At 39.7% G+C, this 26879-nt stretch carries 22 protein-coding genes and 2 rRNA genes; 10 read left to right on the top strand and 14 right to left on the bottom strand.

What is annotated here, in order from left to right:
• Window positions 1-84 precede the first annotated feature (84 nt).
• From asnB to AC0L4E_RS06830, 3 genes are all read left to right on the top strand, one after another.
• A complete protein-coding gene (gene asnB / locus AC0L4E_RS06840; protein WP_473678557.1) occupies window positions 85-1749 on the top strand; it encodes an asparagine synthase B in 1665 nt (554 codons plus the stop codon).
• Between the two features lie 133 nt (window positions 1750-1882).
• Complete coding sequence (locus AC0L4E_RS06835) at window positions 1883-2110, top strand: hypothetical protein (RefSeq protein ID WP_473678556.1); 228 nt, start codon at window positions 1883-1885, stop codon at window positions 2108-2110.
• A gap of 34 nt (window positions 2111-2144) precedes the next feature.
• Window positions 2145-2639 carry a GNAT family N-acetyltransferase gene (locus AC0L4E_RS06830; protein WP_473678555.1) on the top strand — a complete coding sequence of 165 codons (495 nt, stop codon included), beginning with the start codon at window positions 2145-2147 and terminating at the stop codon, window positions 2637-2639.
• A gap of 67 nt (window positions 2640-2706) precedes the next feature.
• On the opposite strand, the gene AC0L4E_RS06825 is transcribed toward AC0L4E_RS06830, so the two are convergent.
• The 4 genes from AC0L4E_RS06825 to AC0L4E_RS06810 form a co-directional block, all read right to left on the bottom strand.
• Entirely contained in the window at window positions 2707-2916 is a 210-nt protein-coding gene (locus AC0L4E_RS06825; RefSeq protein ID WP_473681556.1) for a DUF1289 domain-containing protein, read from the bottom strand.
• The gene (locus tag AC0L4E_RS06820) at window positions 2891-3241 is read right to left on the bottom strand and encodes a VOC family protein (RefSeq protein ID WP_473678554.1); all 351 of its coding nucleotides are present in this window, start codon (window positions 3239-3241) and stop codon (window positions 2891-2893) included. Before AC0L4E_RS06820 ends, AC0L4E_RS06825 begins: the two co-directional genes overlap by 26 nt.
• A 340-nt stretch (window positions 3242-3581) precedes the next feature.
• The gene (locus AC0L4E_RS06815) at window positions 3582-4283 is read right to left on the bottom strand and encodes a DUF445 domain-containing protein (RefSeq protein WP_473681554.1); all 702 of its coding nucleotides are present in this window, start codon (window positions 4281-4283) and stop codon (window positions 3582-3584) included.
• Between the two features lie 85 nt (window positions 4284-4368).
• A complete protein-coding gene (locus AC0L4E_RS06810) occupies window positions 4369-4800 on the bottom strand; it encodes a GNAT family N-acetyltransferase (protein WP_473678553.1) in 432 nt (143 codons plus the stop codon).
• A 339-nt stretch (window positions 4801-5139) separates the two neighbouring features.
• Here AC0L4E_RS06810 and AC0L4E_RS06805 point away from each other — a divergent pair, with 339 nt between their 5' ends.
• The 4 genes from AC0L4E_RS06805 (at window position 5140) to AC0L4E_RS06790 (ending at window position 10098) form a co-directional block, all read left to right on the top strand.
• Complete coding sequence (locus AC0L4E_RS06805; protein WP_473678552.1) at window positions 5140-8388, top strand: DUF748 domain-containing protein; 3249 nt, start codon at window positions 5140-5142, stop codon at window positions 8386-8388.
• Between the two features lie 213 nt (window positions 8389-8601).
• Window positions 8602-8958, top strand: a complete 357-nt coding sequence (locus AC0L4E_RS06800; protein ID WP_473678551.1) for a glutathione S-transferase N-terminal domain-containing protein — start codon at window positions 8602-8604, stop codon at window positions 8956-8958.
• A gap of 257 nt (window positions 8959-9215) precedes the next feature.
• Entirely contained in the window at window positions 9216-9671 is a 456-nt protein-coding gene (locus AC0L4E_RS06795) for a hypothetical protein (RefSeq protein ID WP_473678550.1), read from the top strand.
• Between the two features lie 220 nt (window positions 9672-9891).
• On the top strand, window positions 9892-10098 hold the full coding sequence (locus AC0L4E_RS06790) for a DUF2986 domain-containing protein (protein WP_473678549.1): 207 nt from the start codon (window positions 9892-9894) through the stop codon (window positions 10096-10098).
• A 249-nt stretch (window positions 10099-10347) separates the two neighbouring features.
• On the opposite strand, the gene AC0L4E_RS06785 is transcribed toward AC0L4E_RS06790, so the two are convergent.
• Together AC0L4E_RS06785 and AC0L4E_RS06780 are read right to left on the bottom strand one after the other, a co-directional pair.
• A complete protein-coding gene (locus AC0L4E_RS06785; RefSeq protein WP_473678548.1) occupies window positions 10348-11856 on the bottom strand; it encodes an MATE family efflux transporter in 1509 nt (502 codons plus the stop codon).
• Window positions 11853-12701 (bottom strand): ion transporter, encoded by an 849-nt coding sequence (locus AC0L4E_RS06780; protein WP_473678547.1) that lies wholly within the window; start codon window positions 12699-12701, stop codon window positions 11853-11855. The genes AC0L4E_RS06785 and AC0L4E_RS06780 overlap by 4 nt, the downstream gene beginning before the upstream one ends.
• 221 nt (window positions 12702-12922) lie before the next feature.
• Here AC0L4E_RS06780 and AC0L4E_RS06775 point away from each other — a divergent pair, with 221 nt between their 5' ends.
• Both AC0L4E_RS06775 and AC0L4E_RS06770 read left to right on the top strand, forming a co-directional pair.
• Entirely contained in the window at window positions 12923-13402 is a 480-nt protein-coding gene (locus AC0L4E_RS06775; RefSeq protein WP_473681552.1) for a L,D-transpeptidase family protein, read from the top strand.
• 40 nt (window positions 13403-13442) lie between these two features.
• The gene (locus tag AC0L4E_RS06770; RefSeq protein ID WP_473678546.1) at window positions 13443-14003 is read left to right on the top strand and encodes a VOC family protein; all 561 of its coding nucleotides are present in this window, start codon (window positions 13443-13445) and stop codon (window positions 14001-14003) included.
• A gap of 55 nt (window positions 14004-14058) precedes the next feature.
• Here the strand turns inward: AC0L4E_RS06770 and AC0L4E_RS06765 are convergent, their stop codons facing one another.
• The 5 genes from AC0L4E_RS06765 to AC0L4E_RS06745 all read right to left on the bottom strand — a co-directional run bounded on the left by AC0L4E_RS06765 (window position 14059) and on the right by AC0L4E_RS06745 (window position 19294).
• Complete coding sequence (locus AC0L4E_RS06765) at window positions 14059-14862, bottom strand: DUF4344 domain-containing metallopeptidase (RefSeq protein ID WP_473678545.1); 804 nt, start codon at window positions 14860-14862, stop codon at window positions 14059-14061.
• A gap of 86 nt (window positions 14863-14948) precedes the next feature.
• Window positions 14949-15812, bottom strand: coding sequence for a M23 family metallopeptidase (locus AC0L4E_RS06760; RefSeq protein ID WP_473678544.1), 864 nt, complete (start codon window positions 15810-15812; stop codon window positions 14949-14951).
• 276 nt (window positions 15813-16088) lie between these two features.
• The gene (locus AC0L4E_RS06755) at window positions 16089-16958 is read right to left on the bottom strand and encodes a 6-carboxytetrahydropterin synthase (protein ID WP_473678543.1); all 870 of its coding nucleotides are present in this window, start codon (window positions 16956-16958) and stop codon (window positions 16089-16091) included.
• Window positions 16959-17153: 195 nt separating this feature from the next.
• Entirely contained in the window at window positions 17154-17849 is a 696-nt protein-coding gene (locus AC0L4E_RS06750) for a response regulator (protein ID WP_473678542.1), read from the bottom strand.
• A 2-nt stretch (window positions 17850-17851) separates the two neighbouring features.
• On the bottom strand, window positions 17852-19294 hold the full coding sequence (locus tag AC0L4E_RS06745; RefSeq protein ID WP_473678541.1) for an ATP-binding protein: 1443 nt from the start codon (window positions 19292-19294) through the stop codon (window positions 17852-17854).
• 236 nt (window positions 19295-19530) lie between these two features.
• On the opposite strand from AC0L4E_RS06745, the gene AC0L4E_RS06740 reads away from it, so the two are divergent.
• Window positions 19531-19791: a hypothetical protein gene (locus AC0L4E_RS06740; RefSeq protein ID WP_473678540.1), complete on the top strand. Its 261-nt coding sequence runs from the start codon at window positions 19531-19533 to the stop codon at window positions 19789-19791.
• A 340-nt stretch (window positions 19792-20131) separates the two neighbouring features.
• On the opposite strand, the gene AC0L4E_RS06735 is transcribed toward AC0L4E_RS06740, so the two are convergent.
• From AC0L4E_RS06735 to AC0L4E_RS06725, 3 genes are all read right to left on the bottom strand, one after another.
• Complete coding sequence (locus AC0L4E_RS06735; protein WP_473678539.1) at window positions 20132-22633, bottom strand: EAL domain-containing protein; 2502 nt, start codon at window positions 22631-22633, stop codon at window positions 20132-20134.
• Window positions 22634-23380: 747 nt separating this feature from the next.
• A 5S ribosomal RNA gene (gene rrf, locus AC0L4E_RS06730) occupies window positions 23381-23496 on the bottom strand.
• A 255-nt stretch (window positions 23497-23751) separates the two neighbouring features.
• Window positions 23752-26643: ribosomal RNA gene (locus AC0L4E_RS06725) — 23S ribosomal RNA — on the bottom strand.
• Between the last annotated feature and the right edge of the window lie 236 nt (window positions 26644-26879).

Here is a 26879-nt window from a genome sequence, read left to right as displayed (position 1 = left end):
CTATTGAACCTTGCGTAAAATGCTGTCAAAGTGAATCCCAGATAAAGATTATTAAGTTTGTTTTACGTTTTCTGGAGCCACATTATGTGTTCAATTTTTTCGATTTTAGATATTCAATCAGACGCTAAAGAACTGCGTCAAGTGGCTTTAGAAATGTCAAAGCTATTACGTCACCGTGGACCAGATTGGTCAGGTGTTTATGCTGATGATAAAGCAATCCTTGCCCATGAACGTCTTGCGATTGTTGACGTTGACCATGGAGCTCAGCCATTAATCAGTGAAGATGACAGTATCGTTTTAGCAGTAAATGGTGAAATTTATAACCATAAACAACTTAAAGAAGAGTTAGGTGAAAAGTACCGATACAAAACTAACTCAGACTGTGAAGTCATCTTAGCTTTATACCAAGAATACGGCGTAGACTTTTTAGACAAGCTAAACGGTATTTTTGCTTTCGTTCTTTACGACAAAACAAAAGATGCCTTTTTAATTGGCCGTGATCACATGGGCATTATCCCACTTTACTCTGGCCGCGATAGCTTAGGTAACTACTACATTGCCTCTGAAATGAAAGCACTAATGCCTGTATGTAAGACTGTAGAAGAGTTTAAACCAGGTCATTACCACTATTCTGAAGATGCTGATTTAACCCAATACTACCAACGTGATTGGCGTGACTATGATGCAGTTAAAGACAACCCTGCAAGTAAAGATGAATTACGTGATGCACTAGAAGCTGCAGTAAAACGTCAACTTATGTCTGATGTACCTTATGGCGTTTTATTATCAGGTGGTCTAGATTCATCAGTTATTTCGGCAATTACACAAACGTTTGCTAAACGTCGTATTGAAAACGACAGTGAAACCGATGCTTGGTGGCCACAACTACATTCATTTGCAGTCGGTTTAGAAGGTGCGCCAGATTTAATTGCAGCGAAAAAAGTTGCTGACGATATTGGTACGATTCACCACGAAATCCATTTCACTTTCCAAGAAGGTTTAGATGCGATTAAAGAAGTGATTTACCATTTAGAAACTTATGATGTCACCACGATACGCGCTGCAACGCCAATGTACTTAATGGCCCGTAAAATTAAAGCCATGGGCATCAAAATGGTGTTATCAGGTGAAGGCGCTGATGAATTATTTGGTGGTTACTTATACTTCCATAAAGCGCCAAATGCACAAGCATTCCATGAAGAGTTAGTACGTAAACTGTATAAACTTCATTTGTTCGACTGCTTACGAGCAAACAAAGCAATGGCAGCGTGGGGACTTGAAGCCCGCGTTCCTTTCTTAGACAAAGAGTTTATGGATGTTGCTATGCGCATTAACCCTGAAGCCAAAATGTCTAAAGATGGTCGTATTGAGAAAAACATCTTACGTGAAGCCTTTGAACATGCATTGCCACATGAAGTGGTATGGCGTCAAAAAGAGCAATTCAGCGACGGTGTTGGTTACTCTTGGATTGATGGCCTTAAAGACATTGCAGCAGAGCAAGTCGATGACTTACAACTGGCCAACGCTAAATTTAGATTCCCGTACAACACACCAGAATCTAAAGAAGCATATTACTACCGTAGTTTCTTTGAAGAGTTCTTCCCACTAGAATCAGCTGCAGAAACGGTACCTGGTGGCAAAACAGTAGCTTGTTCAACACCAGAGGCGTTACTTTGGGATGAAAGCTTACAAGGAATTAACGATCCATCAGGTCGTGCTGTAAAAAATGTCCATGACAGCGCTTATTAATTAAGGTTTGTAACCCGGACGCGACACCCAATAGAAAGTTAAGCGTTAATATCAAAGCCACCTTCTCGGTGGCTTTTTTATTCGTTTGATATATTCTAGTCTTTGACAATCAACATATTTAAAGGATTAAATCATGTCAATCAATGCCGGTTACTTAGGGCAATTACTTATCGTACTTTGGCTACCTTTTACCATTTTCATTACTTGGGCTAGTTTAAAATTGGCCACAAAAAAGACCACTTCGCCAAGAATTGCTGCTGTGGTAGGTTTCCTATTCGCTTTCATTCCACCGCTAGCGTTATTATATATTGCAGTTTTAGTGATGATTAAAGATAATCCAGCTTTAGAACAAACAAGTTAACTCTCTAAAATCCTACTAATTTAAAAGGTTTTCAATGTCTGATGTGACTATATTCCATTTAGAGATGACCCAAACAAGTCAGCTTCAAGCCAAGACAGATCCCAAAGGGCTAATCGTCACTAAAGCAGCAGTGCCGCAATATGAATTTAACCGTTTTCTGTATCAGTTTGTCGGCGCTGCTTGGGAGTGGACTGACAAATTGGCTTGGACAGATAAGCAGTGGCAAGATTACAGTGAAGATACCAAGCTTCATTTGTATGTGGCCTACTTTGAGGGATCTCCAGCAGGTTATTTTGAGCTGCAGCAGCAAGATAATGGCACTGTTGAGATTATGTATTTCGGCTTAGGAGTGCGCTTTATTGGTAAAGGTATGGGCGGATACTTACTTAGCCAAGCCATAGAACAAGCCTGGGCTCTTGATAACACTCAAAGAGTTTGGGTTCATACTTGCTCACTTGATCACCCTAGCGCGCTAAAAAACTATCAAGCCCGTGGGTTTTCCTTGTTCAAAACAGAAGTTGAAGCTTAAGAAAAGGGAATGTTTAAAGCATAACCTTCTGAATAGGCGGTTACGCTAAGCCTATTCTTGCAAACTGTTATTCAGCTAAAAATACTGGTTTCTTAATCAAACGCGCACGCTCAGCCAAATCAGCTAAGTGCGCTGTTTTATCACTGTAGTTCATCTTATGCCAGGCTAAAATCTCTTGATGGGTGCGATGGCAGCCTAGACAAACATCATTTTCATTTAAACAGCAATTGGCCACACAAGGCGATCTAGGCTCATTCAGACCAGACGGCATATTCATTCCCATTAATATCTGCAAAATGAAATCGTTTACCGCCAGGGAAACTAAATACAGGCTTAAGAATTGCGCCACCAGCCGCTAAAACTTTACGCTCACTGGTTTCAAGACATTGGCTATAAAGCACAATTAACGGGCAGCCCGTGTTTAGACTAAACCCCTGCTCTGCTTGGTAAAAGCCACCATCTATACCCACATCCAAAAAGCAGCTATATTCGGGGCCGTAATCCTTAAAATGCCAACCAAACACTTCAGTAAAAAATGCTTTTGTTTTGACTAAATCTAGGGCAGGAATTTCTAAGTAGTTAATTTTATGATGTTGAGACATAAGTAACCCCTTAAGTAATATAGATATTTTTGGGAAGAATTTGACGATATAAAGTGTTAAACGAATTATCGATAATAACTAGCAAATTCGCCCAACGTTCAGGCTTTGAAAGTGTCGAGACTTCTTAGTTCAAAATAGAATAATTATTAGAGTATGTCGAACTTAAATGTAACCGCGTTAGCTTATGCAGCGCAGTATATAAATGACAAAACCATGGCAAGAATATCTAAGACCATGGTTTTATCAGAAATAAAATGAAATAGGCATAGTTCTATGTGCAAATATTCAGTTTCATAAACTCAAATGTAAAAGCTGATACTCAAAAGTACGGGCTCATAGATTACGACTGTAAAAATGCCGCGACTGCACCAATCAAACCGCCGAAAACTCCACCCCAGACAACTAACCAGCCCAAATGCTTGCGGATCATTTCTTGAATAATATCTTTAACCATCTCTGGAGTTAACTCATCAAGACGCTGGTCTACAATATTTGATACTTTATCTTGCAAGTCAGCCATGACATTAGGCTGCTCAAGTTCATTAATCAAAATTTGATTAAACTCTTCACTTTGAGTGAGCTCAGTCAGAGACTGTTTCATTTTATCAATGAAAGGTTCTTTCAGCGGTATTAGCGCTTCAGTACCACCAAACATAGATAACATGCCGCCGAACGAAGAGTTTTCAACTGTCGTCACTAAAGCATCAAATGATGGTTCAAGATCCACTTTATCTATTACAGGAGTTAAATCAATGGCGCTGCTACTGTTTTGAGTCAACAAGCGATCGATGTTTTCTTGAGTAAAAAATTGCTCCATCATTAAATGCTTTATACCCGCTTTAAACTCTTCAAATCGAGAAGGTATAACACCTGAACCATATAAGCCGGGGACTTTTTCAAATAACATGTGCACAGCTAGCCAGTTGGTTACTGCGCCAGATAACGCAAATAACCCTATGGTAAATACCATGGTGATTTCTGCAAAATAGCCAATCAACACTAATGCTGCGGCAATGACATTTGTCACTAAACTCTTGTTCAACCTAAAACCCTCGGACATAAAAAAACCTTTGGCATTTTATCAACTTCCAAAGGTCAGATGCTAGCTTACAATTTAATAAATTTATTCACAGTTTTGAATGATACAAATACATCCCTTCTGATTCGGTCATGTTGGATAAATTACTCTCTAGTTCGCTTTTAAGTACTTTAGTACGCTTAACCAGCATAACATCTGTGCCTTGGGCCAACATTTTCGCTTTTTCAATCAACTGAATTGCTACTCCTTCACCACGATGAGATGTATCGACAAAGACATCGTCAAAATACCAAACCGGTTTAAGTAACAGTGAAGAATAGGAAGGATAAAGTTGAACAAAACCGAGACACTTTTGTTGCTCCCATGCCACAAGAATCATCGAATCATTCTCAACCAAACGATTAGTTATAAATTGACGACATTTCTTAGGTTCAGATTTAAACCCCATAGATTGTCTATAGTCATCAAATAAATTAACTAAAACGTCGGTATCTAATTCTGAAGCTAGTCGGATCTGCATGCTTTCATCCTTGAAAATGGTAGTTTTAAAGCAAGATGCCAGTTGGAAGGTCATGCTTGAATACTATTACAATATCATCTTGATCTATGTGAGAATTGCACAACAAACTATTTACTTATTAGTCTAAACAATTGAGAGAGTCAAGCCACACATATCAACAAAACAGCTTAAAAAGCTTATCAATACATTAGCTTAAATATAAATACCACTTTTGTCCATTAAAAATAACTAATGAATAAATTTTGTAAAATATGCTAAAACATGCGGGCAACTGAACCTTAAATTCGCTAAAATGTCTAAACAATTACTGTCTTAAACTAACAAGAAGCAGTCGTCCTTATGATGCCGTCGATAAATACTCTAAAACAAGCCTTCAATAATCGTCCCCGTTATCAAAAAACCGCGATAATTGGATCATTCATCTATTTACTTTTCGTGTTGATTTTAGGGCTACTCATTCCATTTATCGCAACTAAGCAGGCACCTAAATCTTTATCAGAGTTACTTGGAAGACAAGTCAGTATTGAAGCGATAAAGGTAAACCCTTTCACTTTTGAAATGAGCTTAAGTCAGTTAACGATTAATGAAAATGACAGCGAACAGGCGTTTTTTCACCTTGATAGCTTAGATGTCGATATCATGTTTTGGCGTTCCTTGTTTAATCTTAATGTCAGCTTAGATTATTTAAAGATTGATGGTACAGCGCTTTCTATTGAACGCTTAACTGCACTCACCCAATCGGCAGAAACGAGTGCAAAGTTAGGATATCAATTTAATTTTACCGACATTATTAAAACGTTTGATAATAGAGTCGCTGAACTCGCGAAAGCTAACCCAGAACAAGACAACAACAGCGAAATTGACGAAACCTCTGAGCCTATAGCGATTCATATCAATCAATTTGCCTTTAATAACGCAAGTTTACAGATAAACGATAAGTTAACAGACACTCAGTTGCTTTACCCTAACATCACCCTATCGGCGACTAACTTTAAAACCGATGGTTTATTAGCAGAATTTCCAGATGCCAATAAACTCGAACTAATGATAGCCGATGATAAAAATGGTCAGATAACCCTCAAGACTCAAACCCAATTAGCACCACTTGATGCCAAAGGGGAAGTATCAATAGATTCCATGGACTTAACTCAATATTGGTCTTTTGTTGAATCGTTATTTAAGGTGTCATTGCAATCTGCCAACCTCAATGTTTCATCGACTTTTGATATTACAGAAGAAAAACAACTTGCAGCAGCTAATACACCCAACGCACCACAAGAAACGGAACAACATAGTTCGCCGCTTAATATCAATATTTTAAATACAGATATTAAAGTCGATAGCATCGTGGCAAAAGATGCTAAAAGACAGGTGACTACCATTGATTTATTTGCCTTAAATGACATAGCTGTTTCTACTAAAAATCAAACCATTGATATACAAAAGTTGCAAACTTCTAATGGCGATTTTTGGATTACGATAGACCCAGATAAAGTTAACTTACTTGATTTATTCACCCCAATTTTTGTCGATGAAGATGCAAATTCTGACACGCCTGTTGAAACGACTATCAATGAAGAATCATCAAGATCTTCAGAAGAAAGCAAAGCTGGCGAAAATGAAGTTGTTGAAAATGAAGTGATAGAAAATACAGCAGAAAACGCACCAACTTGGCTTATCACATTACATGCGTTAGAGCTTAAAGATTATCAATTTGAATTAACTGAAAGTGTTGCTAACAAAACCGCTAACTTTTGGAAGATTGCTGATATTAACTTTTCAACTCAGACAATCAAGTCTGACTTGTCGTTACCCATTGAATATCAATTATCACTTTCAATAAACGATCAAAGTGAGTTCATATCGCAAGGTCAATTTGATGCCGACCTCTTAAGCTTAGAGGCTGATATTGATTACCAAAAGGTCAATTTAACCAAGTTCCAACCCTACATTGCGCCATTTATGAACGTGACACTAGAGTCGGGGATCTTTAATACTAAAGGTCACATTAGTGCTAATGCTGAGCAGAAGTTTATTTATCAAGGCCAAGCTTCAGTTAATCAGCTTAAGATAAGTGATAACTTGTTAAAGCAACCTTTACTGAATTGGGAGTCAATGGACATAACTGCCCTCACCTTTGATAACTTAGGCCAGTCATTAGCGATAGATGAAACTCTATTTGATGGCCTATTTAGCCGCCTGATTATTTCCGAAGATAGAACAACCAATATTGCTGACTTAGTGGTTAAACCTGCAACTTCTGATAACAGCGCTACAAACAGCAAAGGAGTTGATACCTCAGACGACATACAACTCGAGGTAACAAAGAAACCTACGCAAGACACAACTGAAGATGGTCAAACATCAGCCTTTGCTATCGATATAAAACGTATTGGCATTAAAGACAGTTCTGCATTCTTTGCAGATAATTCCTTAACGCCTAACTTCGCTTCAGGTATTGAACAACTTAATGGCGAAATTACCCAAATATCAACTAATCCACAAACTCGAGCCTCGGTTAATTTAGAAGGTAAAATCGATAAATATGCCCCGGTCACTTTAAAGGGTGATGTGAATCCATTATTGAAAAATCCATATTTGGATTTAAATTTTGCCTTTAACAAAGTCGAACTGACTTCCATTAACCCATACTCAGGTACGTATGCCGGTTACTATATTGATAAAGGCCAATTGTCTTTAGCACTTAAATACCAACTAGAAAACAACCAACTCGTTGGTAGCAACCATTTGGTCATTGACCAGTTAGAACTAGGGAAACCGAGTAATAGCTCTCTTGCAACATCATTACCTATCACCTTGGCCATTGCGCTATTACAAGATAGACATGGCGTCATAGATTTAGGGGTCAATGTAGACGGCGACTTAGATTCGCCAAGCTTTAGCTTTGGTAGCATTGTGATGACTGCGATTACTAATGTGATCACTAAAGCTATTACAGCACCCTTTTCATTGTTAGCAGGACTTGTTGGCGGTGATGAAGATGAAATGGACAAAATTGGATTTCAATATGGACTTGCTGATATCAGTGAAGACCAACAAGCCACTCTAACCTCATTAGCTAAAGCACTTAACGATCGCCCGCTATTGATGCTTAATATAAAAGGTGGCGTAGATTTAGCCAATGACCAATTTGCCCTGCAGCAGCAACAACTACATCAAAAATTAGCCACTCAAGCAGGTACGGAAGTTTCAACATTGCCGGCTGATTTGTCTGCCAGCCAGTTCCCTCAGCAAGGTACTCTAACGGATGCTTTAATAACTGTATATCAAACAGAAACACAATTAGACCCGCTGCTGATTAAGCAAGAGCTTGCTGAAAAAAATCCTGATATTGAAGCTGCTGATCTTAATGCGCGCTGGCTTATTGCTTTGTATAACTTCAGCTTGAATCAACAAGATATAAGTGAGTCCAAACTAGGTACTTTAGCTCAGCAAAGAGCTAAAGTCGTCAAAACCTACTTGGTTGATCAAGCAAATATAGACCCTAGCCGTGTGTTTATATTAGAAAGTCGAGTGCATATGGACCAAACAGATGCACAAGCCTTACTGACTTTAGATGCTAACTAAACAAAGCTAGAACCATAATGCATAGGGCTGAGATTAAATTATCTCAGCCCCGAGCTTCTTTGGCGGTTTAATCAGCATTAACTTAGGTTCTGTTCACAGATGACTATTATCTGTGAACAACATCACGTAAACTATCGCTGAAAATTAACTTAGATAATATTTAGACGTCTGTTTTTAACTGTTTTGTTAAATTCGATTATTAAAGGAAGTGGTATGTTTGTAATTCGTTGGCTACTTGGCCGCATTATCCTGTTAGTAAACTTTTTATTCCCAGGTAAAAAATTTCAACGCCCTGTTTCAGAGCAAGCAAAAATAGATGAGCAGACTAAAGCACTGGCTTTATATCAATATGCGGCTTGCCCGTTCTGCGTAAAAGTTCGCCGCGCAATTCGTCGTCAAGGACTGAATATTGTCACTGTCGATGCTAAACAAGAAACCAATAAGCAACAACTTGTTCAACAAGGTGGTCAGCTAAAAGTGCCTTGTTTAAAAATTGAAAAAGATGGTCAGACTCAATGGATGTACGAGTCAAACGACATTATTGCCTATTTATCAAAGCAATACGCTTAACCGATTTTAGATAGCTTGGTGTACTGAGCTTTATGTTAAGACCAGTACACTTAAGTTTATAAATGATAGTAGCCAACATTTCCCCAATTAACCTTGGCTCTATAGAACACGTTTAATAGTTTACTGCCGCAAGCTTCAGTCTGGAGGCTTTAATACCCTCTTTAGCATAGTAAATATCTGTAAAAACTATCAATGACTGCCACTTTCGTTTTAATATGAATTGTTTCTATTTTAAGTTTTATAAAGGATTATTACTGGTGCCAAAGTACTCTACGTTATTGATTAGTCTACTGCTGTTATCTGCTTGCTCTTCTGCACCTATAGAACCTGAAGCTTACGCTGGAAAATTTAAGGATAGATTCACGACTTCCATTAAAGGCGAAGGTATTAAGCTTTTTACTTACCAAGCTAAAGTCGCGACAGCAACAGATCGTGGTATTGAAGATCCATTACCTCATCAGCAACGTGTTAATCGCCGCCGACAAGATGCCCGCAGTTATGCCATCGAACAAGAACGTCGTCAGGATCAATTAGATTTGTGGGGCCGACAAGTGGAATTAGGCTTACAAAAAACAATTGATATGACGGGTTATTGCAAAGATGGTTTCATTGTCCTCAATAAAAGTATCAGTGAAGGTCGCGGTGAAGTTCGTGGCGAATGTAATGATGGTGCAACAGCTGAAGACATTGAAAAGTTTAGCCGTAATTATTAACTAATATTTCACAAGGGCGGTGGTAATTGAATAAAAAGCCCGTGAACTAGGATAAATAAAGGGTTTAACTATAACCTCTTGCCAGTTTGAGCTAAACTTACCTTAAATCATTTTCAAAAACATGTAACCAGCACTTAGTAATCTTACAGAGTGATAAAACTGGCTACCTGTTTTAAGTTATACAAGTGCCAGCGGCACATTTAAGCGAGTTAGATAGACCATGAACAGAAAACAGCTGATGATAAAAAAGACCGCTAAGCGGGCTAAAGCTAAGCAAAACAAGATAGTAAAAGATAACCCGCAAAAAAATCCAAAGGTGGGTTACATCTCTAAAGCCGTCCGCGCTCAGATGGAACTTGAAGAGCAACAAAAATTGGCTGCTGAAGCAAGCAGTGAAAATACTGAAGCGCCAGCTTCTGAAGCATAAAGCTTTTAAGCATATAGCTCTTGAACGATAAAGTTCTGAAGCTAAAGCAGAATATAAAAAAGCCCCGCAAGCCTGATTAGGATTGCGGGGCTTTTTTGTCATAAACAATTGAGTTTAAAATCAAATAATCTTTAACCTAAAACACTAAGCTAAAGCAATAATCTAAGTAAATAACCTAAGTAAATAACCTGAAACGTTAATCTGAAGTACTAATTTAAAATGCTAGCCATAAATTAAATGGGTAATAGATCATTTATCTTTTGAAGATAACGGATTGTCTAAGTCACCATCTCGAATGATTTCTTCACATAAAGGCTCTTCGTTAAGCTGAGCTAACTGAATATAGGAAGAAGACTGTGGTGATGACGTCGGGCTCATTTCAAGTTCTATTTCATCATCTTCTGATACTGGTTCAACTGCTGATTGCTGAGGTGCTGTGGCTGTAATTTTATCAATTAATCGATAACCCACCCACACGCCACCTAGACCAAACAAAATGGAACCCAGAGCTTGGCCAATTAACACACCGTAAACTCCACCAATCTGCGCACCAAAATACACAAAAGGTATTGTGCCAATGGTCGCTTTACCTACATTAAAGAAGGTGGAATATTTGGCTTTGCCTAAGTTATTAAATGATGCATTGGCAACAAACAAAATACCGTTAAAGATAAAGAATATCGCAATATATTTGCAGAAGAATAAAATCAATTCAGCCGCTTCTCCTTGCATATCAAACGCTGCAACGATTTGATGTTTGAGTGCAAATAATAAGATAGAAACACCTAATACAAACACGGTGCAAAATTGAATCGCTTTCGTCAGGCTTTCTTTTACTCGGCCAAATTCTAAAGCGCCATAGTTTTGGCCGATAATAGGTCCTACTGCACCACTTAGCGCAAATATCATCCCGAAACAAACAGGAATTAATCGTCCTAATACCGCCCAACCTGCCACATAACTATCACCGAAATCAGCAATCGCTTTAGTCACAACCGCGTTACCTATTGGGGTCGCTACGTTGGTAAGCATCGCAGGTAATGCAATGGCGAAAATGGTTCTGATGTCTTCGATGAAATGCTGGCGATTAAACTGCCCAAGCATTTTATGCTTAACCACAATTCCCCGAGCCGAAATGATAAATACCGCAATGCGGGCAAACACTGATGCCACAGCGGCGCCTTCAATCCCCATGCCTAAGGCAAAGATAAATATGGGGTCTAAAACTAAGTTAACGCCGCCGCCTGCAAGCGTCGACATCATGGATAATTTAGCATCTCCAATGGCTCTTAACGCGCCACCCAGTGCCATAGCTAAACAAATGAACGGTAATGATGGTACTAATATGCGCAGGTAACTTTCAGCTAAAATTGCAGTTTCACCGCTAGCACCAATTAACGCTAACAGTTCAGGAATAAAAATAAACACAGTTACTGCGACTACGACACTGGTAATTAATGACACCACTGCACTGTTAAGTAACATGCGCTTTGCCAATACCAAATTCTTTGCGCCCACAGCTCGTGACACTAAAGCGCCAAGAGCAATGGATAAACCGATACCAATTGATGTGGTAAAAAATGAAATCGCGCCAGCATAACCTACTGCAGCAGCAAGCTCTAATTCACCTAATAAACTTAAGAAAAAGATATCAAGTAAATCGACCACGAACAGCGCTGAGATCCCTACCGCAGCAGTAGAGCTCATCACTAATATGTGACGTAAAATTGAGCCTTGAACAAACTTAGCTTCGGTCATGAGTTCCCTTCTGAATTTTGTTGTTCTAACTCGCTACCACAATGATGACAATATAATGCTTGTAAATGATGACCGCGAGTACCGCAGTTACTGCACTTTCTTAAATCTCGCTCGGCGACCATTTCATGGGAGATTTCAGCGGTAAGGATCCCCGTTGGAATAGCAATAATGGAATAACCAATTAACATGGTAAACGAGGCAATAGCTTGGCCTAAGTTAGTCTGGGGCGTGATATCGCCATAACCTACGGTAGTAATCGTCACAATCGTCCAGTACATGGATTTAGGAATAGAGGTAAACCCATTAGCAGGCCCTTCTACCACGTACATTACGACACTCAACGCCATAATGATCAGGCTGACCGAAAAGAAGAAAATAAACACTTTCCTTCTCGACTGCACCATCGCTTTTAATAGCAAATTACCTTCGCTTAAATAACGTAATAATTTGAGTACGCGAAAAATTCTGAATAAACGCAGTATTCTGAAGGCAAGGGAGACATTCGCTCCTGGGAATATCAACGCCAAAAAGCTCGGTAGAATCGACAATAAATCAACAATACCGTAAAAACTGCGCATATACGCCAATCGACTCACAGAGCCATATAACCTCAACAGGTATTCAATTGTAAACAACCAAGTGAATGCCCATTCGGCATAGTAGATAACTTGGCCATATTGCTGATGATAGCTTTCTATCGTATCTAAAATTATCAGTAATACGCTAAGTAAAATACAGATCATTAACCCAATATCAAACCAGCGACCTAAACGGGTTTCGGTACCGAAAATCACCTTTCGTATTTGTTTTTTAAATGGGGTATCTTGTTTTTCTTCTAGGGTCATAGCTCACTCAGTAATGACAGGGAATTTAATCCCGCATACATGATAAAAGTACGGTATTATCTTTAAAAAATTTCAAATTATTATCGCAATTAGTCGCTGTTCTGATAAATTGCCTAATCGGTGATACTCATGTTAACACTATTAACAATACAAGCTAACACCGTAAACCTATAAAACCGCTTATTGGAGACTTCATGTACTTGGTTAAATGCTTTATTTTCATGGCTATATTCAGCGCAAGCTTTGCCTATGGCTCTGTTAGCCAGTTAACCAGCTCAAAAGTCGATTTAGTGGTAGTGAATAAATCTGAATCTAGTATGTCGATTTATCATGAAGGAAAAATAATTAAAACATATCAAATCGCTATGGGTGATGCGCCAAAGGGACATAAAGTCAAAGAAGGCGATCAACGTACTCCTCAAGGTCGTTATATTTTAGATTACAAAAAATCTGATAGCGCCTTTTACAAATCGATTCATATTTCCTATCCAAACGAAGAAGACAGATTACGTGCTAATGCATTAGGCGTTAGCCCTGGGGGAATGATCATGATCCATGGACAAAACCCAAACTCCAGTTTAACCCCTGAGGAAGCTCAACAATTTAATTGGACCAATGGCTGTATTGCTGTCACCAATAAAGAGATGGACGAGCTTTGGCGCGTAATTGAAGAAGGCACTCCCATAGAGATTTGGCCTTAACCGATTTCATTCCCCTTCCACGATGTAACAGGAAACTTTTATGCATTACGACCAGTTAATTGAAAACTGGCCTGATTTTAGTCAGCGCATTACCGCCTTTATTCAACGCTTAGGTTTAGAGAACTTACAATTAGAATGTGACCACTGTGCACTTCGTGTGAATAGTCATGAGGCTGCAGCGCAGCTTAGCCAAGAATTCGAACAACACGGTCAGGTTATTTCTAATAATATGATTAACGGCCGCCCTATCCTGATCATTAAATTAAATAAGCCATTATCCCTTGAAGGTTTAGATGTTAATTGTGTCGAACTGCCTTATCCTTCCGATAAAGTGTATCCACAAGAAGGTTGGGAACATGTCGAGTTAGTTTTCCCGTCACCAGCATTAACCTGCGAGCAGTTAATTGCGGATCTAGTCTCTGTAGTTCCCAATATTGGCAATATAATTGAAGGTAACGTGACTGGTATTAAGGTTAAACAAAGCTCACCTAAAGGTGATAATGAGCGTTTAGCAAACCCGACAATTGCTTTCAAATCGAACGGAATATGTGTAAAAGTTCATCCACAAAGCATCGAAGCCATCATTGCTAGCGAAAGTTAATTAAGTCCGAGAATTTACGCTAGCATAATCATTAGAGTCACCTTTAGCGTAAACGCTAATGAGAAAAATGACGCTGCCAGTTTCGATTCAATATCTCAAAGTTATCAATACAAAAGGATTTCCGTTCTACGCGGTACTCCTTTTCTATTTGATTCAGTAATTTTGGATATCGTTCAGGTGCAAAGCCATACACCATGCATAAGCTTGAAAAGTATCGCTGTAAGTCAAAGCTGTGATCGTCAATATATTCACCATAATCGTAATACTCAGGGCGATTTTCAGATTCAAAAGCAAACATGTCCGCCGCACTGATTAACGCTTCATCTCCTCCATCGATAAAATTGAGCATAACAACTGCGGCAAAATGATCTACTGCGTCTTCTTCTTTACCTAAAATGGCAATATCTTGATCGACGATATAGGCATGTCCAACTTCATGTAACAAGGTATGCAGTAAGGTATCCATTGCTGCGTCTTCAACTGTTTTACCATATTCTTCAAGGTAATTATTTGCTGAAAAATACGCTAAAGAATCCGCAATAAAATGATAAGGAATTTGGATAGTGTGAATGGAAGGATCATACAATGGTCCTTCTGAACTGCCATACTCAATTACTAGCGGTTGTTCGAATCTGAAGAATTGCTTAGAAAGGCTTTTTACTAATTCATTATTGCCACTATTAACGACTAGATCTTTAATCGCTAAATCATCTTTCCCAGCAGATAAATAACTTACGGTGATCCCTGATATCTTTACGTCAGACGATTCGGCAATCGCTGAACATGGAAAGCTAGTCAAACTGATTGCCAGCAGCGAAGTAGTAATGAAACCTGTTGGCGTCGAACCCAAATATTTCATTGTTTACCTTAGCCACTTAAAGTGGCGATTCAGTCTAGCCAGTTTGGCATAGTTAAATATTGACTAAAAGCAGCTAACTGTTGGCTCTATTTATTTTTAGCGGCTGTTTCAGCTGCAAGCACTTCTGTCATTGGCGGTACAACTGTCACAGGGTCTAAGCGCATTTGATACCAGTTTAATCGCCAGTCTAAATGTGGTCCGGTTGCTCGGCCTGTAGCGCCAATCTCAGCGAGCTGCTGACCTTGAGTGACCACGTCACCTTCTTTTACGTATAACTTACTTAAATGAAGAAATGTCGAGTTAATGCCATAACCATGATCGATTATCATAGTGCCGCCTGAATAAAACATATCAGGTTCAGATAAGGTAATAACACCATCAGCAGGTGACACCACCACAGTACCTGTAGGGCGAGCAACATCTACACCGTAGTGTGGATTACCAGGTTTTCCGTTATAAACTCTTTGGCTGCCGTAAACTCCTGAAATACGACCTGTTACTGGCCATATAAAATCTTGCATAAACGAAGTTTGTTCACTAAAGGTGTTTCTTGCAGCCCTTGTTTGTTTCGAGTCTTTTGCAGCCCTTTCTTGAGCGACTGGGTTGGGTTTCATTATCTTTTTACTGATGCCAGTAATACGATCAATTTTATATTCTTTAGTCGCAATACTCAGCGGTTTAAGCTCTGTTAAACCACTAGGGTAAACCACTTCGAGCATTTGCTCTGCTTTCGCTTCTCTTTCAAACCCAATGGCAAACTGCCCCTGTGGTGTCACTGCTACCTCTTCACCATTTAGCTTTACTACGCTACCAGCTGGTACAGACCCTCGCACTAGAGCGCCTTGTTCAAATATACCGTTTAATTGAATTTGTGCTTGGGCATTAAAAGCCAATAATACAAGAGCCAATATTGATGTTGGATAGATAAGTTTAAGTTGTTTAACAGCCATGTTTAACCTTAAAGAGTTTGAATATAGTTAATTGATGATTATCGTTTTAATACTAAGGGCTTAAAGAGCTTTATTCAATTTTACAATTGAAATAAAACACAGCTTAAGCACCCCCTAAACAATGAATGGTGCTAGATAAAAGGAACTCAACAGAAAGGTAATCAAGTAGTGGCAATACTAACAATAGAGGAATGACAAACTGCTAGCTGTAGATAATAAAAGCAATGAGTCACTGATTAAGTCACTCATTGCTTAAATCTAAAAAGGCTTTACGGGCTACTTTACTGCAATAGCGCCTTTGCCAATACCTTCAAAGGCAATAACTTTAAAGTCAGAACTCGGCGTTTTAGCAGCCATAGTTTCAGCGATAAATTGAGCGAGTAACTCAACTGTGGTGTCATGGGGAATAATGTCACAACAACTTCTAGGCATGGCTAGTTGAAAGTCACCTTGAGGAGCTTGGTAATGAAACCCGTAATGGCTTTCATCATTCACATTTGCTTGTTTTGATAACTCCAATGTTGACACATCAACAACGTCTTCTTCGCTGCCTAAATAAATATCTTGCCATCTGTCAGCCCAGTATTGGTCCCATTTCGGCGCAGCAATACCATTTTCAAATACGGTGATCGGACTTCTATGGCCATGAGCAATACGTTGGCAATTACCGTCATGCTTACGTAAACCATGGGTGTAATGATAATAAGGCGTGTCTAGTACTTCATTACGTAACGTCAGGCTTATACCTTCGACATTGTCTGGTAAAGCTTCGCGTAACGCTTTAATGAGAAATGAATTAACACTGTCAAAGTCGATGACTTCAGTTGGAACAAGTGCAAATGCTTCTGATGGGCAAGCAAGGTGAATATCACCTAGTTTGCTAGAAAAGTCCATCCAAACACGATCGCCCTTTTGCTGCCAACGCACTTCACTGCATGCTGTAGGGATTAATAATCGGTGATCAGCTACATCATCAATGGTGTTTTTAATGGTTTTTTTGACTTTAGAAAAATCAAGCACCATATTTTGCTCATCTAAGCCACCATCGAGTAATACATCGACAATCCAGCTCTCGCCCACCATGCCGCGTATTGGACATAAATAGGAAAAATCGATAACGGTTAAATCTTTTACGAACAATTGCATTAAGGCTCCTAGGCAGAAAAACAGTCCGCCTCAGTTAACATATCCCAAATAGCGATGGCTAAAGAGAGTGATTTATCAAGGCTATTCTAAACAAAAGCAGGCCTAGGCGCGAGAAAACAAACTGAGTTTATTCAAAAAGGCTGAATATTGAAATTTATTGCTTTAATTTGGGTGATTAAAAGTCGTTAATGATGACTATTCCATTTTATAACCGACACCGTAAATTGAATGAAGTAGATTAGATTGGGTACTGTTTAATGTCAGTTTAGAGCGAAGGTTTTTTATATGACTATCAATCGTTCTTGAGCTTACCACTCTGTCATCGACATAGCACACTTGCATCAAACTATCGCGAGAATGCACAACACCAGGACGTTTAAGCATGGTGTGCAGTAATCTAAACTCTACAGGAGTTAAATCCACCTCAACACTGGATACATTGCACTTGAAGCGCTGAATATTGATAAGGATATGTTTATAGGCAATTTCATCTTCATTTGTTTGAGGAGCAGCTTCAACTCGTCGAAGAATCGTTTTTACTCTGGCAACAACTTCCCTTGCAGAAAAAGGCTTACACACATAATCATCAGCGCCTATTTCTAAACCAATTAGACGATCAATCTCTTCTACTCTTGCCGTTAACATTAATAGCGGGATTTGGGAAAATTGACGTACTTCTTTGCATATTGTCAGACCATCTTTATGGGGTAGCATTAAATCTAATATGACAAAATCGATTCCACCTTGCTTTATTGTTTCAACAGCAATCAATCCATCGTGTTGTACAAGGGTGTCGAAACCTTCAAGGGTGAGAAAATCAACGAGAACTTGAGCAATCTTAGGTTCGTCTTCAACAATTAACACTTTCATTTTTGGGTGACTAACATTCATAGTTAATGAGACTCTTTAAATATTGGTAATATAATTTCAATACATAAACCACCTAAGTTTGACGGTCTTGCAGTAATGCTCCCGCCGTGGGCTTCTACGATATTACGACTAATGGTTAACCCTAAACCTGCACCGTTATTTCTTCTCACTCTTGAACTATCTTGCCTGTGTAAAGGGTCAAATAACACTTCGCAGTCATCAAGCGGTACACTGGGTTTAGTATCATTGACTAAAATAAACACTGAAGCAGACTCTTTAAATAAATCAATGTCGATATGACCAGGACTATCGGTATAAGCAACAGCATTTAAAACAACATTAGTGAACAGTTGTTGCAGTCTCATTTTGTCGCCATTGACTATCACTTCTTCAGTATTGATGAAATTAATTGAGAGTCTTTTTTCCGACACCTTATCGATTAATGAGTTCAATGTTTCTGCAATACAAGCAGTGATGTTAATAGGTTCAAAATGATATTTAAGCCCACCTAAATCTGATAAAGAAAGTTGATATAAATCATCAACCATGTGCTTTATCCGCATAACCTCTTGTTCTAATGATGTAAGCTGGACCTGATTAAAAGGCCTAATCCCCGCTTTTATTGCATCAATCTCACCACATAAAATACTAAGCGGTGTTCTTAATTCATGGGATATATCTGCAAACCATCTATTTTTAGACGTACGATTTTTATCTAAGGTCATCGCCAAATGGTCAATATCTTTCATCAATAAACCTAACTCATCTTGACGCTCAACATTGAAACGCTCTGCATAATTACCTTTAGATAAGTGTGTGATCCCCTTTACAACTTCTCTAACAGGTTCTAATAAGAGACGTGCTAAGACCCAAGAAATTAAACTTGCTAACAACAAACAAAGTAAACCAATCCCAACACTCGTCCATAATTGTTGTTTAGAAAATGCGGCTGCTGAAATGCTATTTACTTTAACAATAGGCTTGCTGTATAGCGTGGCAATCACTTGATCGTTATAAATGACTTCGACAAAGGTCAAATTACTGATATCACTAAACTCAATTCCTGCAAGTAGTTTTCCTGAAGGAGAATACAAAGCTGTCGGTGGGCCTCGTCTAGGAGGGGGTGGAAGATTGTTCCTCATATGGGGAGGTAAATCGCGCAAGCCATTGCGCTCAATAAAAGCTGGAGGCCCTTCAAGTCTTTTAGGTGCTCTAGGAATGTTAGGAATGTGCTGACGTAAAATCAGGCTTAACTGTTGCGAAGACGCGTTGTCCCAATCAAAAGACGATTTCTTATAAAGTTCAGCATAAGATACCGCCAACTCTTCTAACCTTTCTTGTTGTAATGAATTAATGTAGCTAATGAAACCTTGATCAAACCCCCACCTTGCAAGCGAAAGTGTGGCAATGAGGACAACACTTGTCAGGCCTACAAAGGCTAAAAATAATTTTTGAGAAATATTCATTTAGATTCAACCAAGCTTTAAATACCAAAGTTTGTATATTTGCAAAGGAAGTGAAAGTATCTATAAGTATTTATAGTGTTCACAAACTCATAATTAAGAGTATATCTGCCTGTTTTGTTGAGCACTAGCATGCTAAACAAGCTAAGATTAATCTCCTTTATTTCTGCACAATTTCTGCGAATTTACTTGGTATGGTAACTAATATACGCAAATAAATAATTATCCAGGAAACTGTCATGATAAAAACCTTAACGACGCTCAGTATAGTTATTGCCATTAGTGGTTTCTCCGTACCTTTATCGGCAGATGAGCAACAAAAGCAAATGCGTAAGCCTCCTCAAGAAGCTTATACGGTTTGTGAAGATAAATCAGAGAATGAAACAGTCAAGATTACCACTCCTAACGGTCAAGAAATTACCGCGACGTGTCAAATAATGGCTGACAAACTAGTGGCAATACCAGAAAACCATAAGCCTCCTCAACGCCAGAAAAGATAGTGAGGCTGTGATGCTCATTAATAGAAATTCAGTGAACATTAACACTAAAATCAGCTAAACGTTAACGCTACCAATAAACCTAAGGTCCACCGTCATCAGGAACTTTTCCACCGGGGCTAGAAAAGGCTGTTGCGACTCTTTCCAGTGATGAACAAAGCGAAGTAATAAAAGTAGTCAAAAGTTCAGCAAACTAATACAGGGATTAATACTTACGCTGAAGTTAAATCGTTTAATTTAAATCGATCATTGCATGAAATAATAAAAGCGATAATGACACCATTATCGCTTTTTGATTAATAGGTTCCTGATCATAGTAGTAAACCTTTAAATTAATACATGGTTATATAGAGGGTAATTGCTTAGTAAGCGCCTCAGGCAGTTGAGGTTTACTAAAATAATAACCTTGTGCCTGATCGCATCCATTTTCAAGTAAGAAAGATGCCTGCTCTTTGGTTTCAACCCCTTCCGCTATCACGGTTAATTTTAACGCGTGACCAAGCACAATGATTGCTTTTGCTATCGCAGTATTATTGCTGTCGAACGGGATGTCAGAAACAAATGACTGATCGATTTTAAGCACATTGATCGGTAATTTTTTTAAATAGCTTAATGATGAGTAGCCCGTTCCAAAATCATCTACAGATAATTGGATACCTAAATCACCTAAACGTTTTAAGTCCGAAATAACTCGCTCAGGCTCATACATCATACAGCTTTCTGTCATTTCTAATTCGAGCAATTCCGCTGGAAAGTCTGTTTCTGAAAGGATCCGTTCAACATTATCTATAAAGTTAGTACGCTGAAATTGAATGCTAGCAACATTTACAGCTAAATGACCAAAGCGATATCCTTCGTCTAACCACCTCTTACCTTGCTTACAAGCCATAACGAGTACTTGTAAGCCTATTTCATGAATTAAGCCTGTCTTCTCTGCAATAGGTATAAACTCTGCTGGAGAAATTAATCCATATACGGGATGGTTCCACCTTATAAGTGTTTCAAGCCCTACGAGTTTTCCAGTAATTAACGATAATTTAGGCTGGTATACTAAATGGAATTGGTTTTCTTGAATTGCTTCATGCAGTGCACTCTGTATCTTGACATGCTCTGCTGAATTCATCGTCATAGTTGAATCATAAAAAGTGACGTTATTGCGCCCACTTTGCTTGGCCATGTGCAAGGCCGTATCCGTGTTCTGCAACAAATGTTCACTATTTAAAGAATCACTTGGGAATACAGAAACCCCCATACTTAGTGTAACTCTGATTAATGGTTTATCTTCTAATTTAAATGGCTGCTCTATAGATGCTTTAATTTGATTGATTTGACTAATGATAAGATCATTTTGACTGAAATCGGTCAATAAAATAACAAATTCATCACTACTGAGTCGACCCACTAAGCATTGCTCATTGCTAAGTTCTGATAGCCTTAGACCTACTTCAATCAATAACTTGTCACCAATGTCATGACCTAAACTATCATTGATATGTTTAAAGAAGTCGATATCAAAAAACACTACAGCAAGTTGTGTTTGTTGTTTGAAGGCTCTGTCTACTTGTTGCTGTAATTTAGAACGAAATAACACTCGGTTTGGAAGCTGGGTTAGCGGATCGTAATATGATAAATTTGCCAATTTCTCTTCAGTGATTTTTTGTTCCGAAATATCAGCAAACACAGCAACAAAAAAACTGATTTCGTCTTTTTGTCCGTACACAGCATTTATCGTGACTAATTGAGGAAATATTTCACCTGATTTACGTTTATTCCAAATCTCTCCGTGCCACTTGCCTTTAACTAGTAATGTATTCCACATCTGAGCAAAAAATAAACTATCATGCTTTCCTGAATTTAAAATACGCGGATTTTGGCCCACTGCTTCTTCACGGCTAAACCCAGTTATATTAATGAATGCAGCATTAACCTCAGTAATCTCGCCATCCCTATCAGTGACCAGTACACCTTCAACGGTATTTTCAAACACACTTTCTGCAAGCATCAGTTGTGTTTGTGTTTCTTTATGACGCCCGATATTACGGGTTATACCGATAACACCTGCAAGTTCATTATTCTTATCTAAAAGCGGCGCTTTAATAGTTTCTAACCAATGACTGTTCTGTTGCTGGTCAATTCTTTCACATTCGCCAACAATAATCGGTTCATTAGCTTTAATTGCTCGATTATCACCGTCTTTAAAAGACTCAGCTGTTTCGCTGCCAAATAATTCTTCATCATACTTTCCAATAATATCGGAATGGGACTTATTCCACGCCAAATCGACACTTTCATTACATACAACATATTGTCCACTCAGATTTTTAATCCAAATGTGCTCATTGAAAGCATTAATGAAATTTTGTAAGTTTATTGAATCAGGTATGAGTAAAGGTGAAGTTAACGCATCAGCTTCTTGAATTGATTGGCGAATTTCTTCGTTATAAATAAGCGATAAATTTTCAGCCGCTAAGTTCAGAACAGCACAGCTAGTTTTTTTAACAACATTTATATCGCTAATAGAAACTAGAAGTGCAACGCCATTGTTATTTGAATCAGAGATAGCTTTTGCATGTAACAGATAAACTTCACCAAAAAGGTTAATCTGAGTTACTGACTTACTAGTTGTCGAAATTTGATTATTATGAATAAAATGAATTAATTGTCCATGTGCCTCTTGTAGCAAGCTTGCATGGAGTGTTTCAACAGACTGGTACGAACTTACTGATAATGTAAACTCATGATTATTATCTAATGAAAAAACAAACACATTAGAATTTAACACTTCAGAGGTTAAATTAATGCTTTCTTGCCAACGTAGATATATTGGATTTGTCATTTTTTTCATTTTAAAGCTAGTCCCTACCATTCAGGCAGTCATCAGTTTTCAAATTATATAACTAAATTAAGATAATAGAATAATCAATTCCAATATATGAGAGCTAGATTATTCTCACCTTAAACATCAGACAACATTGTTAAAACAAAAGCATCAAAAATGATAGACGGTTCTCTTTGCAAGGTTAATTAAACCAAGTGATTACGCATTAATTATTGCTCTGATTAACAACATGTTTAATTCATATCTCTATATAATAGCGACACAAACCATTGATAGATTCAATAAATACACATTTTAGTTATTCAACCAGCACTTTGTTGAGATCACTCTCAATGCCTTACTCCACAAGTTTATTTTGAGCGTATTATAAGCTCTACACTCATAAGCTAAAAGACTAAGTCCCATCCGCTTAAATAAAGTGTTTATTTTGTTTAAAAGAGAGATTTGACGCTTGATGATGACCTACCTTTCCTTGATGCCATATCGGACACATGGTCATATCTACCACAATATCGACTGTTGATGTCATTAAACTTGTAAGTTAACTTTTCACAGACACAAAAAAGCCCGATACGTGAGTAACGGGCTATCTGCTCTCAATTAAAAGAAATTTGGCGCTTGGCAACGACTGACTTTCAGATGGGCATATCAACCACACTATCAGCAGTTGATCTGTCTAAACCTGCTGTTTACTTTTCTTCAGGCAAAGAAAAAGCCCTAACACATCGTGTTAGGGCTTTTTCAGTATTAAGCGCTTGGCAATGACCTACTTTCACATGGGGAGACCCCACACTATCATCGGCGCTATTGCGTTTCACTACTGAGTTCGGGATGGGATCAGGTGGGACCACAATGCTATTGTCACCAAGCAAATTTGGTTGTTAATCGCTATCGCAATTAACTAAATTCGGAAAGCTGTTTTTTCTTTGAGTTTCAAGTACATGGATGTACTTGATGTCATACATGCAGGAGCATTTTATGACCTTACTTTATTAAGCGCTTTAAATTCTTCACTAAGTCTTATGTAATAAATCTAGTTACCATCAACTCAGATACACCTACATGGATGTAGGCAGTGCCAAGAAATGATTGGACTCATTTCTGGTAAAACTTATCTGGGTTGTATGGTTAAGCCTCACGAGTCATTAGTACAGGTTAGCTCAACGCCTCACAACGCTTACACACCCTGCCTATCAACGTCCTAGTCTCGAACGGCTCTTTAGAGGAATTAAATTCCTAGGGATGACTCATCTTAGGACTCGCTTCCCGCTTAGATGCTTTCAGCGGTTATCGATTCCGAACGTAGCTACCGGGCAATGCTATTGGCATAACAACCCGAACACCAGCGGTTCGTCCACTCCGGTCCTCTCGTACTAGGAGCAGCTTCCTTCAATCATCCAACGCCCACGGCAGATAGGGACCGAACTGTCTCACGACGTTCTGAACCCAGCTCGCGTACCACTTTAAATGGCGAACAGCCATACCCTTGGGACCGACTTCAGCCCCAGGATGTGATGAGCCGACATCGAGGTGCCAAACACCGCCGTCGATATGAACTCTTGGGCGGTATCAGCCTGTTATCCCCGGAGTACCTTTTATCCGTTGAGCGATGGCCCTTCCATACAGAACCACCGGATCACTATGACCTACTTTCGTACCTGCTCGACGTGTATGTCTCGCAGTTAAGCTGGCTTATGCCATTGCACTAACCGTACGATGTCCGACCGTACTTAGCCAACCTTCGTGCTCCTCCGTTACTCTTTGGGAGGAGACCGCCCCAGTCAAACTACCCACCAGGCACTGTCCCGAACCCCGATAAGGGGCCGCGGTTAGAACATCAAAACTACAAGGGTGGTATTTCAAGATTGACTCCACTCCATCTAGCGACGAAGCTTCAAAGTCTCCCACCTATCCTACACATGTAGGTTCAATGTTCAGTGCCAAGCTATAGTAAAGGTTCACGGGGTCTTTCCGTCTAGCCGCGGGTATACGGCATCTTCACCGCAATTTCAACTTCACTGAGTCTCGGCTGGAGACAGCGTGGCCATCATTACGCCATTCGTGCAGGTCGGAACTTACCCGACAAGGAATTTCGCTACCTTAGGACCGTTATAGTTACGGCCGCCGTTTACTTGGGCTTCGATCATGAGCTTCTCCGAAGATAACCCAATCAATTAACCTTCAAGCACCGGGCAGGCGTCATACCGTATACGTCATCTTGCGATTTTGCACAGTACTGTGTTTTTGATAAACAGTTGCAGCCACCTGGTATCTGCGACTGCCAGCAGCTTAGGGAGCAAGTCCCATCACCGCCAGCAGCGTACCTTCTCCCGAAGTTACGGTACCATTTTGCCTAGTTCCTTCAGCCGAGTTCTCTCAAGCGCCTTGGTATTCTCTACCCGACCACCTGTGTCGGTTTGGGGTACGATTCCTACTAACCTGAAGCTTAGAAGATTTTCCTGGAAGCATGGCATCAACTACTTCATCCCCTTGGGGACTCGTCATCAACTCTCAGCCTAGTGTAAACCCGGATTTGCCTAAGTTTACAGCCTACAGTCTTAAACGCGGACAACCAACGCCGCGCTAGCCTAGCCTTCTCCGTCTCTCCATCGCAGTTAGCAGAAGTACGGGAATATTGACCCGTTTCCCATCGACTACGCCTTTCGGCCTCGCCTTAGGGGTCGACTCACCCTGCCCCGATTAACGTTGGACAGGAACCCTTGGTCTTTCGGCGTGGGGGTTTTTCACCCCCATTATCGTTACTCATGTCAGCATTCGCACTTCTGATACGTCCAGTGTGGGTTACCCCTTCACCTTCAACCGCTTACAGAACGCTCCTCTACCGCTTGCACCTAAGTGCAAACCCATAGCTTCGGTGTATTGCTTAGCCCCGTTAAATCTTCCGCGCAGGCCGACTCGACTAGTGAGCTATTACGCTTTCTTTAAATGATGGCTGCTTCTAAGCCAACATCCTAGCTGTCTAAGCCTTCCCACATCGTTTCCCACTTAGCAATAACTTTGGGACCTTAGCTGATGGTCTGGGTTGTTTCCCTTTTGACGACGGACGTTAGCACCCGCCGTCTGTCTCCCGAGTAGTACTCACTGGTATTCGGAGTTTGCAAAGGGTTGGTAAGTCGGGATGACCCCCTAGCCTTAACAGTGCTCTACCCCCAGTGGTATTCGCTCGAGGCGCTACCTAAATAGCTTTCGAGGAGAACCAGATATCTCCGAGTTTGATTGGCCTTTCACCCCCAGCCACAAGTCATCCGCTAATTTTTCAACATTAGTCGGTTCGGTCCTCCAGTTGATGTTACTCAACCTTCAACCTGCCCATGGCTAGATCACTCGGTTTCGGGTCTACACCTTGCAACTAAACGCGCAGTTAACACTCGGTTTCCCTACGGCTCCGCTATTCGCTTAACCTCGCTACAAAATGTAAGTCGCTGACCCATTATACAAAAGGTACGCAGTCACGGTCTCAAGAACCGCTCCCACTGCTTGTACGTACACGGTTTCAGGTTCTATTTCACTCCCCTCACAGGGGTTCTTTTCGCCTTTCCCTCACGGTACTGGTTCACTATCGGTCAGTCAGGAGTATTTAGCCTTGGAGGATGGTCCCCCCATATTCAAACAGGATGTCACGTGTCCCGCCTTACTCGATTTCATCTATGGTTAGTTTTCATGTACGGGGCTATCACCCTGTGCCGCTGTGCTTTCCAACACATTCCACTAACACCCCATAGACTTAAGGGCTAATCCCCGTTCGCTCGCCGCTACTAGGGGAATCTCGGTTGATTTCTTTTCCTCTGGGTACTTAGATGTTTCAGTTCCCCAGGTTCGCCTCATAACGCTATGTATTCACGTTATGATGACCACTTATGTGGCCGGGTTTCCCCATTCGGACATCGTTAGCTCAAATGCTTGTTACTAGCTCGCCAACGCTTTTCGCAAGTTACTACGTCCTTCATCGCCTCTGACTGCCAAGGCATCCACCGTATACGCTTAGTCACTTAACCATACAACCCAAATAAGTTTCTAAAAGAAACAAACTGTTGTTAAAGCCCATAGCCTTAACTGTTGTACCGTAACTAGCTGGTTTATTACTAATTTGCATCTCTTACGAGTACACAAATTCGCCTTAGTTTTTAGAATATTCAAGACACTTAATAAAGTGTTTTGAGAACTCAATGTATTATTGAAAAGGGATTAACTTCCCAATAATACGATTTGTATTAATTAACATGACAGACTC

It is taken from the genome of Shewanella sp. GJ50-10 (assembly GCF_055808815.1).
The sequence above is the reverse complement of the archived record's forward strand: the minus strand, read 5'-3'. Positions and strand labels throughout refer to the sequence as shown.

Coding starts and splice junctions, on each gene's coding strand:
- AC0L4E_RS06810 (WP_473678553.1), bottom strand. CDS start 4,800: ATGCAGATCCGACTAGCTTCAGAATTAGATACCGACGTTTTAGTTAAT.
- AC0L4E_RS06760 (WP_473678544.1), bottom strand. CDS start 15,812: ATGGCTGTTAAACAACTTAAACTTATCTATCCAACATCAATATTGGCT.
- AC0L4E_RS06800 (WP_473678551.1), top strand. CDS start 8,602: ATGTTTGTAATTCGTTGGCTACTTGGCCGCATTATCCTGTTAGTAAAC.
- AC0L4E_RS06825 (WP_473681556.1), bottom strand. CDS start 2,916: ATGAATATGCCGTCTGGTCTGAATGAGCCTAGATCGCCTTGTGTGGCC.
- AC0L4E_RS06735 (WP_473678539.1), bottom strand. CDS start 22,633: ATGAAAAAAATGACAAATCCAATATATCTACGTTGGCAAGAAAGCATT.
- AC0L4E_RS06785 (WP_473678548.1), bottom strand. CDS start 11,856: ATGACCGAAGCTAAGTTTGTTCAAGGCTCAATTTTACGTCACATATTA.
- AC0L4E_RS06805 (WP_473678552.1), top strand. CDS start 5,140: ATGATGCCGTCGATAAATACTCTAAAACAAGCCTTCAATAATCGTCCC.
- AC0L4E_RS06765 (WP_473678545.1), bottom strand. CDS start 14,862: ATGAAATATTTGGGTTCGACGCCAACAGGTTTCATTACTACTTCGCTG.
- AC0L4E_RS06755 (WP_473678543.1), bottom strand. CDS start 16,958: ATGCAATTGTTCGTAAAAGATTTAACCGTTATCGATTTTTCCTATTTA.
- AC0L4E_RS06750 (WP_473678542.1), bottom strand. CDS start 17,849: ATGAATGTTAGTCACCCAAAAATGAAAGTGTTAATTGTTGAAGACGAA.
- AC0L4E_RS06780 (WP_473678547.1), bottom strand. CDS start 12,701: ATGACCCTAGAAGAAAAACAAGATACCCCATTTAAAAAACAAATACGA.
- AC0L4E_RS06740 (WP_473678540.1), top strand. CDS start 19,531: ATGATAAAAACCTTAACGACGCTCAGTATAGTTATTGCCATTAGTGGT.
- AC0L4E_RS06835 (WP_473678556.1), top strand. CDS start 1,883: ATGTCAATCAATGCCGGTTACTTAGGGCAATTACTTATCGTACTTTGG.
- AC0L4E_RS06790 (WP_473678549.1), top strand. CDS start 9,892: ATGAACAGAAAACAGCTGATGATAAAAAAGACCGCTAAGCGGGCTAAA.
- AC0L4E_RS06745 (WP_473678541.1), bottom strand. CDS start 19,294: ATGAATATTTCTCAAAAATTATTTTTAGCCTTTGTAGGCCTGACAAGT.
- asnB (WP_473678557.1), top strand. CDS start 85: ATGTGTTCAATTTTTTCGATTTTAGATATTCAATCAGACGCTAAAGAA.
- AC0L4E_RS06820 (WP_473678554.1), bottom strand. CDS start 3,241: ATGTCTCAACATCATAAAATTAACTACTTAGAAATTCCTGCCCTAGAT.
- AC0L4E_RS06770 (WP_473678546.1), top strand. CDS start 13,443: ATGCATTACGACCAGTTAATTGAAAACTGGCCTGATTTTAGTCAGCGC.
- AC0L4E_RS06775 (WP_473681552.1), top strand. CDS start 12,923: ATGGCTATATTCAGCGCAAGCTTTGCCTATGGCTCTGTTAGCCAGTTA.
- AC0L4E_RS06830 (WP_473678555.1), top strand. CDS start 2,145: ATGTCTGATGTGACTATATTCCATTTAGAGATGACCCAAACAAGTCAG.